Origin of the sequence: Bradyrhizobium sp. Gha, assembly GCF_900113735.1 — a bacterium.
GTDB lineage: Bacteria > Pseudomonadota > Alphaproteobacteria > Rhizobiales > Xanthobacteraceae > Bradyrhizobium.
On record NZ_FOQM01000047.1, the window covers coordinates 20,936 to 37,522 of the forward strand.

Consider the following 16,587-nt stretch of genomic DNA (forward strand, 5'->3'; position numbering starts at 1 on the left):
CACCGAGAAGGGGAGACACTCCCCGGACAGCACCACGCAGGGTTGAACATCACGTGAACATCGTGACCGTTCATGCTATTCGCGAAGTAATTGACGACTACTTAGGAACCCGCGGACGCTCCGGACGTTGAGCAGGGTTCGGTGGGCCAACGGGGGCGTCTGCCTATATCCCCTTTTCGAACAGCGGTTCCCACCTCCGCCTCTCGCCCCGAGAGCAGTTTTCATGTCGAATGTCGAAGAATTTCCGCTCTCTGCTCGTCGCCAGCCGACCGAGTTCGAGGCGCTGGTCGCTGCCGGTGGTGCGGCTCTCGATGCCATCCCGGGTGCGGTGTACCTCTGTGACGCCCACGGGGTCCTGGTCGGCTACAACACCGAGGCCGTTCAATTGTGGGGACGAACACCAGATATCTCCAAGAAGGAGCGCTTCTGCGGGTCGCATCAACTTTATCTGCTCGATGGAACGCCGCTAGCACACAACGACTGTCCCATGGCCACGGCCGTTCGTCTCGGTACGCCCACGCGCAATGCCGAAGTCATCATGGCGCGGCCGGACGGCTCTCGCTTTACAGCCTTGGTCAATATCCGCGCGTTGCGCGACCCCTCTGGCGGAATCCAAGGCGCCATCAATTGCTTCCAAGACATCACGGGCCGCAAGCAGGTCGAGGAGGAAGTCCGCCGGAAGACGCAGGATCTGGAGGACTTTTTCGAGAACGGTGCCGTGGGCCTGCATATCGTCAGCAGCGAAGGGATTATCCTTCGCGCCAACAAAGCCGAACTGGATATGCTGGGGTACAGACCCGAGGAGTACATCGGCCGCCATGTGGCGGAGTTTCATGCCGATGCTCCGATCATCGGCGATATCCTTCAGCGCCTCTCATGCGGCGAGCGGCTCGACCGCTATCCTGCCCGGCTTCGCGCGCGTGACGGCTCCGTCAAACATGTGCTGATTACATCCAACAGCCGCTTTGTGGAGGGCAAGTTCGCCAACACGCGTTGCTTCACCATTGACGTCAGCAAATTGCACGCTGCTGAGGAAGCGAGACAAGCCAGTGAAGCCCGGCTTGCTGCAACTTATGAAGCAGCCAGCGTAGGTATTTCCGAGACCGACGAGAGCGGACGTTTCTTGCGTGTGAATGACTCTCTCTGCCGTATCACGGGCCGCTCACGCGACGAGCTGCTCGGAATGACGTTCTTCGACTACACCGATCCCGATGACCAGGCTGAGGATGCGGAGCTATACGCGCGGCAGGTGCGCGGCGACATCGCGAACTACTCCATTCGTAAGCGCGCACTCAGGCCGGACGGGTCAGTGCGGCATCTCGACATTTTCAGTTCGTCCGTCCGCGATACGCAAGGTCGCTTTCTGTACGGTGTACGGGTTGCCCAGGATGTCACCGCCACCAAACAGCTGGAAGACCGTCTGCGCGAAGGCGAGCAGCGCATGCGCGATCTTCTAGAGGCGTTGCCGGCTGCGATCTACACGACCGATGCAAAGGGCCGTATCAATTTCTACAATCGCGCCGCGGTGGAGATGGCTGGGAGAACGCCACAGCCGGGCGATGAGTGGTGCGTGACCTGGAAACTCTATTGGCCTGACGGCTCGCCGCTGCCGCACAATGAATGCCCGATGGCCGTAGCGCTCCGCGAAAACCGGCCGGTTCGCGGTGCCGAGGCGGTGGCCGAGCGCCCGGACGGCGGACGCGTGCCGTTCATTCCTTATCCGACCCCGCTGCGAGATGCCGCGGGCAACCTGGTCGGCGCTATCAACATGCTGGTCGACATCAGCGAGCGCAAGCGAGCTGAGAACGCTCAGAAGGTCCTCATCGACGAGTTGAACCACCGTGTGAAAAACACTTTGGCAACGGTGCAGTCTCTCGCGAGTCAAACCGCCCGCCATGCCGCTGATCTGGACGAGTTTCTGTCGACATTCACCGGACGGCTCCTTGCGCTTGCCCGAGCGCATGACCTGCTCACTCAGCGAAACTGGCAGGATGCCCCTTTCGAAAAGTTGGTTGACGATATCGTCGCTCCCGTGTCTGGCGGGCGGGTATTGGCCGAGGGGCCGCACGTCGATCTGGACGCGCGCACGGCGCTGAGTGTCACTATGGTCTTCAACGAGCTTCTGACCAATGCGGTGAAATATGGCGCGCTGTCCCTGCCGGGTGGATCAGTGTCACTCACTTGGCGGGTGGGCAGGGACAACCAAGGCACGCTCGAGTGCGAATGGCGCGAACGTGGGGGACCACCGGTTACGCCTCCCAAGCGGCGCGGATTCGGCACGCGGCTGATGGAGCGTTGCATAGAGCATGACCTGGCCGGCGAGTTCGATCTGGTCTTCGAGCCAGAGGGCGCACGCTGCCGCATGGTGTTTCCCATTATACTTCCGGCATCCAATGGCTGAGATCTCCGGTACCAGAGTTCTTCTCGTTGAGGATGAAGGCTTGGTTGCCCTCATGATCGAAGACATGCTTGAGGAACTGGGATTGAAGGTGGTCGCCTCAGCGGCGCACGTAACAAAGGCCTGTGAACTCGCGACAAAGGCATCCTTCGATCTGGCGCTCCTTGACGTGAATCTCGCTGGAGAGCTTGTTTTTCCGGTAGCCCGCATCTTACGCGATCGCAAAATTCCCTTCTTGTTCAGCACGGGTTATGGCGGACCACCCCTTGAGCAGGAGTTCCGAGAGGCGCCCGCGATTGGTAAGCCGTTCTCGATCGAGCAGTTGAGCGAGAAATTGCGGACACTTCTGCTCCACCCCAAGCTCTGAAAACGTGGGGCAGCGACAAATGCGTCTATGACAAATTGGGAGGCCAGCCCGGCGCCAGCAACGAAATCGGGCAATGTCGACGATAACTTCGACGAGGGGCCGACCGTCAAGCTGCGAATGCAGCTGAAGTCTCTGGTTCGAAAAGGCGCGGCCGTAGAGCCAATGGTTGCCCGCCGAGCTCGATATCGGAGCGAAGTCAGCTGACGGGAAGGCCGCCACCAAACTTCAGGGGTCTGCGGAAGGAGCTTTGATCGCGACAGGCGGCCGATGGTCCGCAGCGTGCTTTAAATTTTCCGCTGCGAGCCGCATGAATAATCGAGCCGACTCAGCCTCCAGCATAACCGCCTGATGAGCCAAACGGAGCTTCTCAATGCTGTCGCGGAGGGCTTTCCTCCGCCCGCGCAGCTTTGCGATAGCTGCTCGGCTTTCGTGTCGCCGCTGGCGGGCCTCTGACATAGTCATTTCGGCGCGAGCCAGGAGCTCAGGTCCTTCAGCCGGTGCTTTGGAGTGACGGCTTGCGCTAGAGCAAAGAAGCAGGAACAGCGCGCGATCGGCCTTGTATCGTGCTTCGGCGCGCGTATGCTCGGAGCCCCACATAAGGACTTGTCCCGTCGCTGCGTTAACGGCCCATGTCCAACGGCTTCGTCCGCGCTTTTTCAGCACAACCGCGAAATGGGCGAACCCGTCGCAACGCTGGCTACTCTGCGGAGAATCCTCTCGCATGCCACGCCCCCAGGACTTGCTTCAGCAACAGAATTTACAAGACGGGTTCGGTGAGGCAAGCGACTTTGTCGAAAGATTGCGCCCGAACCCGCACGCCTCGTCACGGCTGCATTGCACCCAACCGTCTTGATCAATCCGCCTTTGCGTCAAGGACATCGCGGACTTTTGCCGCTAACTCGGTAAAGCTAAACGGCTTGACTATCAGCTGCACCCCCTTGTCCAGCCGGCCGTGATGAATGATGGCATTGCGCGCATATCCGGTCGTGAACAGAACCTTCAAGGTGGGGCGAACCGTTTTCGCTTGAGCTGCGACCTGCGCCCCGGTCAGCCCGCCGGGTAAGACGACGTCGGTGAACAGAAGATCGACCCGAGGCTCCCGCTCAAGCAGGCGTAAAGCCGCTGGCCCGTCGTGAGCTTCGATGACGCGATAGCCCAGTTCACGGAGGGTGTCGACCGAGTACGCCCTCACGTCCTCGTCGTCCTCCAATACAAGGATGGTCTCCTCCTGTGCACCTTCAGGACTAGGGAGCAAACCGGACTCCTCTACGGTCAATCCCTCGCCTGCAATCCGCGGCAGATAGAGCTTCACCGTCGTCCCCTGTCCGACTTCGGAGTAGATCTTCACGTGCCCGCCGGACTGCTTCACGAAACCGTAGACCTGGCTCAAGCCAAGTCCCGTGCCCTTTCCGACGGCTTTCGTCGTGAAGAAGGGCTCGAAGGCCTGCGCAACCGTCTTGGCATCCATGCCAACGCCGGTATCCGTGACAGCGATGGCGACATATTGGCCGGGAACGACTTCGCTGTGCGCGGCAACGTATGCTTCGTCGATATGGGCATTGCTGGTTTCGATGGTGAGGCGTCCGCCGTTCGGCATGGCATCGCGGCCATTGACTGCGAGGTTGATGATCGCGGCCTCCAACTCGGCCGGATCGACTTCGACGCGCCATACTCCTGCACCGAGGACGGTTTCCACCGAGATCGTCTCGCTCAAAGTACGATGCACCATCTCGGATAAGCCGTTGACCAGCACGTTCACGTCGAGCGGCTTCGGGTCGAGTGGCTGCCGTCGCGAGAACGCCAGGAGCCGTTGTGTCAGCGTGGCCGCACGCTGCGCCCCGTTCATGGCGTGCTTGGCGGCGCGCTGCAGTCGGGCGGATTCCTCTGGCAGATTGCGCTTGATCGTGTCGAGATTGCCGATGATGACCTGAAGCAGATTGTTGAAGTCGTGCGCCACGCCGCCGGTCAACTGGCCGACGGCTTCCATCTTCTGCGATTGGCGAAGAGCCTCCTCGTTCTTTCTCAGTTGTTCGGTGCGCTCCACTACCTGCTTTTCGAGTGTGGCATTCAGTTCGACGAGAGCCTCTTGCGCCCGCTTTCGCTCGCCGATCTCGCGCTGCATCGCCTGCGAAAGGCGGACATTGTCTATCGCTACGGCGGCCTCCGCAGCGAGGCCTGCAAGGCCCCGCTCGGATCTCTCGGTGAACACGCCAGTCTTCGCGTGTCCAAAGAATAATCCGCCCAGAACCTCGCCGGTGCGCGATACGACCGGTACTGCAAGATAGCTGCGGACCGGCAGATGTCCTTCGGGCATGCCTTTTCGTGGAGCATTCTTGCCGTAGCGAGGATCTTTGGTGATGTCGTCCGATCGAACGATCCCCTCGCCATTGAACGTAGGAGAGAAGACCTCCGTATTCCTGGGCATCGGGAATTTCGAGAACGCCTCAATGGGAGCTCCCGACAGCGTATAGAGCGTGTAGCTCTCTCCAGCATCGTTCACGAGGTTGTAGAAGAAGGCGCCGAATTCCGCCCGCGAAAGCTCCACTCCCGCGTCCGTGACGATCTGCACAAGCTTGTGGAGGTCGGTCTCGAGAGCCAGCTCCGAACCAGCTCGGTTGAGCACTTCGAGCGCGTGGCGCTCTTCTTTGATGATTTCCTCAGCGTCCCGCTGGGCCGTTCTGTCGCGCAGGATTTTTATGAAACCAACGACATTCGCTCCATCACGGATGGGGCTCAGTTCGCCTACGGCCCAAAATCGGCTCCCATCTTTCCGCAGCCGCCAGCCCTCCTCGCCGCCGCCCTTGCCGACAGATATCGCGTCTTCAATCTCGCGGGCCAGTTGGGCCTGTTGCTCTTCCGCCGCGAAAATGCGGCTGATCGACTTGCCGAGCATCTCGGCCTCGTCCCATCCCAGGATGTTCACAGCCCCCGTGTTCCAGCTTGTCACCGCGCCGCGGACGTCAGTCGTGATGATGGCTGTATCGGTGGCCCCATTGACGATTTGCCGCCATTGCCAAGCGGCTATTTCGGCGGCTGGATCCGCATGGCTGTCTCGGGTCATGTCACCCCCAAATTCTCGGCGCAGCCGGGCTGATTGACGACTGGCCGCCGCTCGTCACTGTTTTTCAATGAGGAAAGCCGACTTTGGTCGACTTTGGCCAGCGGGCAAACGCGATCCGGCGTCTCGGGTTCTACAGCTCCCTCTAGCTAAATATCGAGTCCTCGAGCCCTATCTAAGCCACTTGAATTTATTGGTTCCGGATCTGGAACAAATGTCATGGATCCTTCTTGTGTGGAGTCAAGGGCCCTAATGGCGCTCCGGTCGTGGTGCGAGGAGCAGCGATATGCATAAGCGGCGGCGTTTCAAGCAGAGGGAGTCTCTGACCGACCGTCTCTCCAGGTTCGCGAAGGAAGTCGGTGATAAGGCGTCCCGTCTTCCTCCAGGGCCGGTTCGAGAGGAACTGTTGAAGAAGGTTCGCCAAGCCGAGACGGCACTCCGGTTCGAGGGCTGGACCGCCCCGGAACAGGCGCCGCCGGGTCGCGCCGCCGACGATGAGCTCCAAACGACGAGGCATCCATGACTCAGCTCGACGACCGCACCTTGGCGAATCTCGACGTAGTGCTCGAGGACGTGTGCAGATCCTTGCCCCATGGCGGCAATCACGAGCTGAGAAAGAAGATCGCTGAAAGCTTGCTGGACAGCGCGATCCAAGGGAACAGAACCCTTTCCGGACTGACCGAGGTGGCTAAGGCTGCGCTCGCCGAGGCGACGCAGAAGTCGGCCTAACTTGCACGTGTTCAGGACCGCTGAGGCAGTTTTCTCTCCTGCCGAAGGACGTTCCGGACGGGGCAAACAATCCGGCGACCGACGAAGCACCGGAGGCGAGACTTCAATCACCAATAGGAGCCCGGCGCGATCCGTCGTGGGCTTTGCTTTGCGAGGCAATTGCGGACGCTTGAGCTGTGCTCCGTCCGCCAGCAAATCTGTAGCGACCGATGATCTCTCAACGGCGGCTACCCTGGCCGCAGGGGCCGCTCTGGTACGGCTCCTGCGGCCAGTGCCGCGCCTTTCCGCACGATCAGCGCGGCACGGCACGCTAGCACGAAAGCGCGGCAGCGTGAATCGGCGCCTCTCGCCCGCTGGCGCCGAGGAGGTGCAGTATGGCGCACGTCGACGATCGCCACTCGCTCTCCGTGCGCGCCAGAGGCCACGCGCCTCACCCGTACGAGCTCGCCGCCGCGGCTCACTCGCCTGCGTGGCACGCCTGATCTGCCGGGCGCTCGCATGTGCGAGCGGAGTGGCGGCAGGGTGGAGGCGAAGACGGCCTTCTCGCTTTTCACGGTGCTCAGTTTCTTCTAGCTCTTCCAGCGGCGCCGCCCCTCTCGCTTCCTGAGTGGAGTTGTTTTTGGCCGCTGAATTTGCACTGAGTGACCGCTTATTGTAGAGGCGCAACACCTTCTGGCGGTCGCCGCAGCGAGCGGATCAAGCACGCCAGGAAGTCAGCGATGGAACCAACTAAGTTCGCCAGGATTAGGTTCCCTGACCGGGGAAGCCCATGGCCAATGAAATTTCGACAATCGGGGAGGCTGAGGGGGCCAACTCGCCCCAGGCCTGTTGCTGGGGGTGAGCACGGACCCGAAAAATGAAGCTCCTCGGTCGGCTGCGGCAAGCTTCACTCTGGTCATGGCAGCTACCGTCTTGGGCGCGCTCTTCGTTCTGAGCGTCGCGAGCCTGGAACACTACAGGTTCGTCTCGACGTCGGCCAACGAGCGGATCAGTCGCTCGCTCGACATCGCCGTGGAGCACACCAACAAGGTGTTTGAAGAGATCGAAATCCTTTTTGCCAGTGTCGAAGGAATAACCCGCAAACAGAGCAGCGAAAGTCTGAAAGCGGACCAGGAGCACCTCCACGAAGCACTAGAGGAGATGATCGGGAAAGCGCCAGATCTCCGGGCCATCTGGCTGTTCGACCGGTCGGGCAGACCATTGGTCACATCGTCCGTGTTTCCGGCTCCTGACTTGAACAACTCTGACCGCGACTACTTCATAGCACAACAAGGACGCTAAAACCCGAACGTTTCATCGGGAAAATTCTGATTCCCAAGATCGGCGGTGCGGCGTTCTTCTCGGTCAGCAAGAAATGGCACGACCAGACAGGAGCCGTCGCTGGAATCAGCGCCGTCGTCGTACCGCCGAGCGCATTCGAGAAGTTTTTTGCGACCCTTAGCGCCGGCGCGTCCGCCAGCCACGCTATTATCCGGGAGGACGGCGTCGTCCTCGCGCGCTACCCAGTGCCGGCACCGAGGGCTTGTGGGTACGAACGGATCACTTGAAGAAGGGGCAACGCCCCGCAGGCTGACCCGTGGAGGACCTCTTGGGCATACCGATAAGCAGTCCCAACTTGAACTCGGCGCGGTACGCTGCTAACTCCCGTTGCAGCTTGTGTGCACTTTGGTGTCGAACAGACGAAGCGGGTCAGCACATGCCCGTCGTCCGGGCCTGCGCGATGTGCGATGAACCCGGCGTTTGCTCTTGCCCTGGGCCACATACCCGGTCAATGGCAGAAACAGAGCGGGCAAGACCGGAAGAGGATCTTCAAAATATCTGAAGCGCGGTTTGCACGGCGTTCCTATCGCCCGGCTGACAGTCGCTCGACATTCGCTGCGACGATCTTCCTGTAATGGTCAAGAACGTGGCCGCAGTCGCCGCCGCGCATGAAAATCGAACCGGCCTCCGAGGCGGCGTCCAGCTTCTCCGTCATCATGAGAAACATTTCGTCAGACGTGCCGTTTCCCACGGCCATCTGCCGTAGGCGCATATCCATGACCTCGAGGGCATCGGACATGAGTGTCAGTGCTGAAAACCAAAAAAGCATTGCCCGCTCCGACTGGTTTGCTGGGTTCTGCTGCCCCGCCATCAGGGGCGCCGAAGGTAAGCACCCCCTGCGGGGTAGGTTCCTAACCGGGTCGGGGGGCGCTCCGTTTGGGCCGGAAGGGCGCCAGCATGCGATGGAGGGTTTTCGCATTATCAGGCGCATGAGCGTCGTAGTCGTTGTTGAAATAAATCCAGGCTCTCTTAGCGCCGCTCCCCCGGATCCTGCTCGCCCATTTCAGAAGTTCTTCGTCCGAGTAATTATGGTGATACCAGCGCTGGGGTCCATGGAGGCGTACGTAAACCTCATCCGCTGTCCGGACGAGTTCGTCAGGAAGGCGCGGACCGCTGCAGGAGCAGAAGATGATCCCGGCATTGCGCAGTGCACGATAGACTTCCTCATTCCACCAGCTCTTGTTCCTGAACTCGAGCGCGTTGCGGCGCTTAGGATCAAGCTGGCTCACGATCGCAGCGAGGCGGGCCTTCGTGTATCGGTAGCTCGGCGGGAGCTGGAACAGAAAGCAGCCCATCTGCTCGCCAAGAATATCCGCGATAATGCCAAAATCCCGGATCAGCGTTTTCGTGCCCTTGAACTTTTTGACATGGGTGATGAGTTCGCAAACCTTTACGGTGTAAACGACGCCCTTGCCGCCGGGCTGGCGGCGCCAGGCGCGAACATTCGCGATGGTCGGCCACGAGTAAAAGGACGCATTGATCTCGACTGTATCGAAGACGGAGGCGTAATGCGCGAACCAGTTCGGTTGCGGCACTGATGCGTAAAATGAATCCCGCCATTTCCAGTAGCGCCAGCCGGAACAGCCTACGAAGACGGCTTTCTGCAAATCAGGCGGTGGCGGAAGCCCCTCGCTCTCCATCTTTAGCCTAACGCGGTGCATCTTTGCCGCGCGCAGGATGTTATCCTCGCGCTGCTTTTCCCGGCGAACCCGGCGCCGCTCGCGTCTTTCATCCGATGTCAGGTCTTTCGGAGCAGGAGACACTAAAGGCGTCCGTCGCGAAGAATGCTGAGCAACCGTAGCGGGCTGGTCCATCTAACGGGATAGAGGCGTGTCAGCGATATCCAGCAGCGCGCCCAGGCCCTGCCGTAGGCGCCGCGTCGCGACATTATCGTTGGCAAGCCCGAATACCAACAGGGACCGCCCGGTAACTTCGTAAGCGTGCCCGAACTCAAACTCCGCCATTCGCGCGTCTGGCCGGTTGGTGTCGATCAAGCCCAACCAGCTGAGACCGTCGGCTACCCCCGGAAGGGTGAAGTTTACGATATCATGGTGCGCGTTGTAGACCAGAAGCATCGTTGCATCCGACCCGCGGCGCTTGATGCCGGTCTCCTGAGCACGTCCGTCAAGTAGCATCCCGAAGCACTTGGCGTTTCCGTCCTGCCATTGCTCGTCCGTCATCTCTTCGCCAGAAGGTGACAGCCAGGTCACATCCTTGACGTCGAGTTCTTCATTGTGGGAGCCGACCAGGAACCGGCTGCGATAGAGGATCGGGAAGGCTTTGCGGGTCGCAATCAGCTTGCGCGCGAATTCACGAAGGTTGCGGCCGTTTGCTGTGATCCCCATCCAGTCGAGCCAGGTCGTCTCGTTGTCCTGGGCATAGGCATTGTTGTTGCCTTTCTGCGTGTGCCCGAACTCGTCCCCTGCGAGCAGCATCGGCGTGCCGTGGGACAGCACCATCGTGGCGAGCAGGTTCCGCTTCTGGCGTTCGCGCAGCCCCATGATTTCCGGGTCGTCCGTTGGTCCCTCGGCTCCGCAATTCCAGGAATGGTTGTTGCTGTGGCCGTCGCGATTGTCCTCTCCATTCGCCTCGTTGTGCTTCTCGTTGTACGAGACGAGGTCATTGAGGTTGAAGCCGTCATGCGCCGTGACGAAGTTGACGCTGGCCCAGGGTCGCCGTCCGCGCTTGTTGAAGAGGTCGCCAGACCCTGACACGCGCTTGGCGAGATCCGCCAGCGTGCCGTCGTCACCCTTCCAGAAGGCGCGTACGGTGTCCCTGAACTTGTCATTCCACTCGGCCCATCCAGGCGGAAACTGGCCAACCTGATAGCCGCCAGGACCGATGTCCCAGGGCTCTGCGATCAGCTTGACGCTGGACAGCACCGGATCCTGACGGCAGGCGTCGAGGAAGCCGCCGCCTTCGTCAAATCCATAGGGTTCGCGCGCCAGGATGGTGGCAAGGTCGAAGCGGAAGCCGTCGACCCGCATCTCGGTTGCCCAATAGCGCAACGAATCCGCAGCGAGCTGGAGCACCCGCGGATGCGACAGATTCACGGTGTTTCCGGTGCCGGTATCGTTGATGTAGTAGCGCTTCTGGTCCGGCAGCAGGCGGTAATAGCTGGCGTTGTCGATGCCCTTGAACGAGAGCGTCGGCCCGAGTTCATTACCTTCCGCGGTGTGATTGTAGACGACGTCCAGGATGACCTCGATGCCGTGGGCGTGAAACTGGTTGACCATTTCCTTGAATTCGTTCGCGAACGGCGTCTTCAGGTAACGCGGCTCCGGCGCGAAGAAGGCCATGGAATTGTAGCCCCAGTAGTTGCGCAGGCCTTTGTCGACCAGGTAACTGTCATCGACGAAGGCATGGATTGGCAACAGCTCCGCGCTGGTGATTCCGAGCGAGCGCAGATAGCCGGGGATTTCCGAATGCGCGAGCCCTGAAAAGGTGCCCCGGTCCGCCTCGGGCACCAGCGGGTGGAGCTGAGTAAAGCCCTTCACGTGCATCTCGTAGACGATCGTCCGCTCCCACGGCACTTCGGGCTTGCGCGCCGCGGGTCAATGACGCGGCACTTCTGCATCAGGGGTGCGCTGTCGCGCTCGTCGTAAGACAGATCCTTGTCGGAGTTCTCGAGTTGGTAGCCGAACAGTTCCGGTCCCCAGCGCAGTTGCCCTACCAGCTGCTTGGCATAAGGATCGAGCAAGAGCTTGTTGGGATTGAACCGGTGCCCCGCATCAGGCTCGTAAGGACCGTGAACGCGATAGCCGTAGACCGTGCCGGGGCGTGCCGAGGGCAGATAGCCATGCCAGATTTCGTCGGTGTATTCCGGCAGTTCGATCCGCTCGATCTCGGTTTCGCCCTCGTCGTCGAACAGGCAGAGCTCAACTTTGGTGGCGTAGGCCGAGAATAGCGCGAAATTGACGCCAAGGCCGTCCCAGGTGGCGCCGAGCGGAAACGGTTTGCCCTCGCTGACTCGGGATCGGCGCAGGCTCGACGCCGCCCGCGTCAGGGCGTCGTCAGATTGCATTTTTTGGTCCATGTCTGCCCCCGATGACAATCTGGTCAGGACGTCAGCGCTGGTGTGGGTATCTCGGCCGTGGCCTGCTCGGTGGCCGCAGCCGAGGCGATCACAGCCGTGGGGGGCACGTTAGCCTGCTTGGTCAGCGTGCTGGCGCGCTGCCTGGCGACTTCCTTGCTGATCGCGGAGATCGAACTGCCGATACGCTCGGCGATCGCGGTTAGCTCGGCATCGGACAGACCCAAACGTTTTCTCACGAGGCGCATCTGAACGCGGTCGGTCAGGTCGAGCTTGTTGCGGATCGGCTTGGGTGTCGAGCGGCGCATGGCGGCAACTCCTCTGTCTTGTAACCGCCGCTCGCTGATTCCGTTCCTGAGGATGTCAGCCAGCCGCGGCGGCAGCGATTTCCAACCCGGCAGAAGGTGTCGGAATGCTGATCTCGCTGTTGCTTTCAAGACTGGCGAGCACGTCCACTTGCGGTCTTTGCCGAAGGGCCAGTGACCAGCGATAGGCGGTCAGATAGTCGCTCGCCATTCGCTCCGCCGTGAAGCGTTGTTCGGACTGCTTGCGGATCGCGGCTCGATCCAATGTACCGACTGCGTTCGCCGCCGCGACCGCCTCCTCGACGGTCGCACGACAAAACCCGCTTAGGCCATGGTCGATGATTTCCGGCGCCGAACCGTGCGAAAGGGCAATCACAAGCGCGCCCGATCGCCTCGATCATGACGAGACCAAAGGGCTCCGACCAGCACGGTGGCGAGCCAGTTGACCGGGGCATCGGATGGCGTTGTGCGTCCGAAATCGAGACCGGCGAAGGTTCGGGGAAGGCGGAGTAGAAAGCCTTCAGATCGGGCAGATCGAGACGTCCAAACAATGTCGTGGCAATCCGATCCGCATAGCGCCGATCAAGGGATAGCGCAAATGATCGACCTCCATTGAGACCTGGCGGGCAGCTCTCCGCAAGCGGAGCGATTTGCGCGATTTTCATGATCTGTGCTCGATATCTTCTAGATCGACGATCGGTAGATATCCTCGTATGACTTGGCCGATTGCCTCCAGCTGAAGGCCTGAGCCATGGCGGCTCTGCGCATTTGATCGAGGCGGTCCTTCATGCCGAACGTCGAGAAGGCGCGACAAAGACTGCCGAGAAAGCCCGGAGCCGACGCCTGATCGAACAGGAAGCCGGTCTCGCCATCGACGATCGTCTCGGCAAGACCGCCGGTGCGATGGCCGATCGGCAAAGAGCCGAAGCGCTGAGCATACATCTGGCTCAGTCCGCAGGGCTCGAAGCGGGACGGCATCAAGGTGAAGTCGCTGCCGGCGAAGATCTTGCGCGCCTCGGCATCGTCGAAGCCGATCTTGACGGCAATGGACTGCGGGGCTCGCTCCTGCGCCTGCAGCAGGGCTTCCTCGAAGCGGGGTTCGCCCTTGCCCGTGACGACGATCTGGCCGCCGGCGTCGACGATTGCTTGCGCGCTCTCGATTACGAGATCAATCCCCTTCTGATGGACCAGGCGCGCGACCAAGGCGAACAGCGGACCGCGGGACACGGCAAGACCGAACTGGTCCCGGACATCGTCGGCATTCATCGCGCGTTCCGCCCAATCGCCGGCCCCGAACGGCTGAAACAGCGACGAGCACGTCCGCGGATCCCAACTCTCGTCGATCCCGTTCAGGATGCCGGACAGCTGGTGGCGATCGGCGCGTTGCCGCAACAATCCCTCGAGACCGCACCCGAACTCCGCCGTAGTGATTTCGCGGGCATAGGTCTGGCTGACGGTCGTCAGGTGTGAAGCGTAGACGAGGCCGGCCTTGATGAAAGACAGGCGATTGTAGAATTCGACGCCATCGATATTGAAGCTGGTCTCCGGAATGCCCAGCGGCGCGAGCGAACTCCGGTCGAAAACGCCTTGATAGGCGAGATTGTGGATCGTGAACACCGTCGGAATGTGGTCGTAGTGCCATTCCAAATAGCCCGGAATGAGCGCGCATTGCCAATCGTTGGCGTGGACCAGATCGGCCCGCCAATCCTTGTCGACCAGGCCTCTGGCGATCTGCGCGGCGGCGTAAGAGAAGGTCGCAAAACGGACGTTGTTGTCCGACCAATCAGCGCCGCACCCATCGGCATACGGTGTTCCGTCCCGCTCGTACAACTCTCGGCAACGAACGACGTAATAGCTCAAGCCATCTGCGGTATGCCCAAGACCGACATCGAATGCCGGAAGAGCAGCGAATGGCTGGCATCGACCGATGGTCTTAAGGTCCTTGAGGCCGCGCAGAACAGCGGGATAGCCAGGAATGACGACGCGTACGTCAGCAAAATTGCGCAAGGCGCGCGGGAGAGCCGCCGATACCGCAGCAAGACCGCCCACTTGAACGAAATCTGATACTTCGGGGGTCGCGAACAGAATTCGCATCCGCTACGCCCGCCGGCTGAAGTGGTTTACGCCAACCATCTTTTTGGATTCCAGATGCGCTTCCCAATGAAGCGCCATCTGTAAATTCCGCGCCGCAGCAATGGTTCCTAAAGGCTAGAATAAGCTACGCTTTTTTCTGTGCTCGGTCCAAAAGTGTACAGAAGCCTTCCCGGCTGAGAGGCGCGAGTGTCTGTAAGACGGTCCCGCCAGTGAACGCTACCTAGGAACGAATGCACCGACGCAAGCTTCTTCGTCCTCACGCATTGCTTAAGCGAACGTAAAGCGCGTTGAGATGCCGCAAGGACTCGCCAAAGCATGCCGAACAAGAACATGCAGCGTGAAAGGCGAACGGCTTGTCTCAAAGGCTAGGAGCAGTCGGGCAGATCCGGCGTCACGGTCCTCAGATCGTGGATCATGGGGTCGCCTTCAATCTCTGGGCGCCGACCGCACGATCGGTCGAATTGCTCGAGGCCGACCGACCGCCGCGGCGGATGCCACGTGACAGTGAGGGTTGGTATCAATTGCTGAGCCCTACCGCTCACGCCGGCACACGCTATCAATTCAGAATCAATGGAGACCTGGTCGTCCCCGATCCTGCCTCCTTCTTTCAGCCGGACGATGTTGGGGCGCCGAGCGAGGTTATCGACACAGCGACGCTTCGAGACCCCGTCCTCTATCCAGGGCGTCCCTGGGCGGAGATGGTGATCTATGAGCTGCACGTTGGCGCCTTTAGCCAGGAAGGGACCTACGCCGGTGTTGAGAGCAGGTTGCCCTACCTGCGTGATCTCGGCATTACGGCCATCGAGCTCATGCCGCTCAACGACGTCCCTGGCCGGCACAATTGGGGCTATGACGGTGTGCTACTGAACGCACCAAACGCGCGTTATGGCCGGCCGCAGGATCTCAAGCGGCTTTTGCGGGCCGCTCACGCGCTCGACATCATGGTCTATCTGGACGTGGTCTATAACCATTTTGGACCGCAGCTGAATTATCTTCACAGCTATGCGGAGAGCTTCTTCACGACGCATCATACGACCGGGTGGGGACCTGCGGTTAACCTGGAGGGACGCGAGGGCGCGTTTGTCCGCGGGTTTCTGATCGAGAATGCGCTGATGTGGCTGCGCGATTACGGCTTCGACGGCCTCCGCTTCGATGCGGTCCACGCGCTCAAGGACGATTCGGAGCGACACTTTCTCATCGAACTCGCCGAGACGGTGCGTCACGAATTGCCCGGCCGCCGCGTGCATCTGATGCTGGAGAATGAAGCAAACCAGGCCCATCTACTTGAGCGCCAGCAGGGGCAGGCGAGGTACTATGACGCGCAGTGGGGTGATGATTTTCACAACGCGCTGCATGTCCTGCTTACTGGGGAGGATGAGGGTTACTATCGCGCGTTTGCCGATAAGCCGCTGGAGCATCTCGCACGAGCTTTGACGGAGGGATTTGCGTATCAGGGTGAAGTCTTTCCACTTCACAACGAACCGCGCGGCGAACCGAGCGCTCACCTTCCGCCCGAAGCCACCATCTTCTTTGCGCAGAATCATGATCAGATCGGCAATCGAGCCTTAGGGGAGCGCTTGTCGAAACTGGTCAATCCGGAAAAACTTGCTCAGGCGCTCGCCCTCGTTCTACTCAGTCCGCATATTCCCATGTTGTTCATGGGCGAGGAGGCGGCGGTCGAAACACCCTTCCTGTTCTTCGCGGATTGGTCCGGCGAAGCCGCCGAATTGACGCGCGAGGGACGACGGAAGGAATTTGCGCAGTTCAAGGCATTTGCGACGCCTGAAATGCGCGCCAAGATTCCGGATCCCTGTGATGAGCAGACTTTTCTCGCATCGAAGCTCGATTGGAAGACCATAGATAGCTCTCCGGGCAGCCTCAAGTTCCGGGCTCTGACCGCTCGATTGTTACGGATCCGGCGCGAGAAGATCGTCCCCTTGATTGACAGCGGCTTTGTCTCGGCCGAGCGAAGGCTGCTTGGAAAGAGCCCGCGCACGGGAGGATTGGACACTCGCTGGAAGACAACAGCCGGAGATACGCTACAAATCGTGGCCAATTTCACCGAGCATGAATTGCCGACGCCGAAACTCATCGTCGGCGAGACGTTATGGCGGCTGCTGCCGGCCCATGCACAAATATTCCAGGCGAGCGACATCATCGTTCGGCTGGGGCGTCAGCTCTGACGCCATGACGTGGCGGCTGATCGGAAAGCTTTCCCCGGCGGTGTTCCACATTGCGCTGGTGAACACCGCCCGCGATCTGACGCAGAAGCGGTAGTCCCAG

The 16,587-nt window shown here is 60.5% G+C and carries 11 protein-coding genes and 1 pseudogene; 5 read left to right on the top strand and 7 right to left on the bottom strand.

The features are described 5' to 3' along the window. Window positions 1-223: 223 nt before the first annotated feature. The gene (locus BM222_RS34885; RefSeq protein WP_092238939.1) at window positions 224-2,401 is read left to right on the top strand and encodes a PAS domain-containing sensor histidine kinase; all 2,178 of its coding nucleotides are present in this window, start codon (window positions 224-226) and stop codon (window positions 2,399-2,401) included. Then, window positions 2,394-2,765, top strand: a complete 372-nt coding sequence (locus BM222_RS34890) for a response regulator (protein WP_092238941.1) — start codon at window positions 2,394-2,396, stop codon at window positions 2,763-2,765. The genes BM222_RS34885 and BM222_RS34890 overlap by 8 nt, the downstream gene beginning before the upstream one ends. Window positions 2,766-3,618: 853 nt before the next feature. Here the strand turns inward: BM222_RS34890 and BM222_RS34900 are convergent. Beyond that, window positions 3,619-5,826, bottom strand: coding sequence for a PAS domain S-box protein (locus BM222_RS34900; RefSeq protein WP_092238945.1), 2,208 nt, complete (start codon window positions 5,824-5,826; stop codon window positions 3,619-3,621). Window positions 5,827-6,342: 516 nt separating this feature from the next. Between BM222_RS34900 and BM222_RS34910 the strand changes: the two genes are divergently transcribed. Both BM222_RS34910 and BM222_RS34915 read left to right on the top strand, forming a co-directional pair. Further along, a complete protein-coding gene (locus BM222_RS34910; protein ID WP_092238949.1) occupies window positions 6,343-6,552 on the top strand; it encodes a hypothetical protein in 210 nt (69 codons plus the stop codon). A gap of 912 nt (window positions 6,553-7,464) precedes the next feature. Continuing rightward, a complete protein-coding gene (locus BM222_RS34915; protein ID WP_143106151.1) occupies window positions 7,465-7,833 on the top strand; it encodes a PDC sensor domain-containing protein in 369 nt (122 codons plus the stop codon). Between the two features lie 562 nt (window positions 7,834-8,395). Here BM222_RS34915 and BM222_RS34920 read toward each other — a convergent pair. From BM222_RS34920 to glgA, 6 genes and pseudogenes are all read right to left on the bottom strand, one after another. Beyond that, entirely contained in the window at window positions 8,396-8,683 is a 288-nt protein-coding gene (locus BM222_RS34920) for a hypothetical protein (protein WP_244547373.1), read from the bottom strand. A gap of 40 nt (window positions 8,684-8,723) precedes the next feature. Then, window positions 8,724-9,635 carry a DUF72 domain-containing protein gene (locus BM222_RS34925; RefSeq protein WP_244547374.1) on the bottom strand — a complete coding sequence of 304 codons (912 nt, stop codon included), beginning with the start codon at window positions 9,633-9,635 and terminating at the stop codon, window positions 8,724-8,726. Between the two features lie 51 nt (window positions 9,636-9,686). Beyond that, window positions 9,687-11,908: pseudogene (gene glgX / locus BM222_RS34930) on the bottom strand (glycogen debranching protein GlgX). A 23-nt stretch (window positions 11,909-11,931) separates the two neighbouring features. Beyond that, window positions 11,932-12,213: a hypothetical protein gene (locus BM222_RS34935; RefSeq protein ID WP_092238955.1), complete on the bottom strand. Its 282-nt coding sequence runs from the start codon at window positions 12,211-12,213 to the stop codon at window positions 11,932-11,934. A 55-nt stretch (window positions 12,214-12,268) separates the two neighbouring features. Then, window positions 12,269-12,586 (bottom strand): hypothetical protein, encoded by a 318-nt coding sequence (locus BM222_RS34940; protein ID WP_092238957.1) that lies wholly within the window; start codon window positions 12,584-12,586, stop codon window positions 12,269-12,271. A 308-nt stretch (window positions 12,587-12,894) separates the two neighbouring features. After that, the gene (gene glgA, locus BM222_RS34945) at window positions 12,895-14,304 is read right to left on the bottom strand and encodes a glycogen synthase GlgA (protein ID WP_092238959.1); all 1,410 of its coding nucleotides are present in this window, start codon (window positions 14,302-14,304) and stop codon (window positions 12,895-12,897) included. A gap of 407 nt (window positions 14,305-14,711) precedes the next feature. Between glgA and treZ the strand changes: the two genes are divergently transcribed. Next, on the top strand, window positions 14,712-16,487 hold the full coding sequence (gene treZ / locus BM222_RS34950; protein ID WP_244547375.1) for a malto-oligosyltrehalose trehalohydrolase: 1,776 nt from the start codon (window positions 14,712-14,714) through the stop codon (window positions 16,485-16,487). Window positions 16,488-16,587: the final 100 nt, after the last annotated feature.

Coding starts and splice junctions, on each gene's coding strand:
- BM222_RS34900 (WP_092238945.1), bottom strand. CDS start 5,826: ATGACCCGAGACAGCCATGCGGATCCAGCCGCCGAAATAGCCGCTTGG.
- BM222_RS34885 (WP_092238939.1), top strand. CDS start 224: ATGTCGAATGTCGAAGAATTTCCGCTCTCTGCTCGTCGCCAGCCGACC.
- BM222_RS34920 (WP_244547373.1), bottom strand. CDS start 8,683: ATGGCGGGGCAGCAGAACCCAGCAAACCAGTCGGAGCGGGCAATGCTT.
- BM222_RS34935 (WP_092238955.1), bottom strand. CDS start 12,213: ATGCGCCGCTCGACACCCAAGCCGATCCGCAACAAGCTCGACCTGACC.
- BM222_RS34910 (WP_092238949.1), top strand. CDS start 6,343: ATGACTCAGCTCGACGACCGCACCTTGGCGAATCTCGACGTAGTGCTC.
- BM222_RS34890 (WP_092238941.1), top strand. CDS start 2,394: ATGGCTGAGATCTCCGGTACCAGAGTTCTTCTCGTTGAGGATGAAGGC.
- glgA (WP_092238959.1), bottom strand. CDS start 14,304: ATGCGAATTCTGTTCGCGACCCCCGAAGTATCAGATTTCGTTCAAGTG.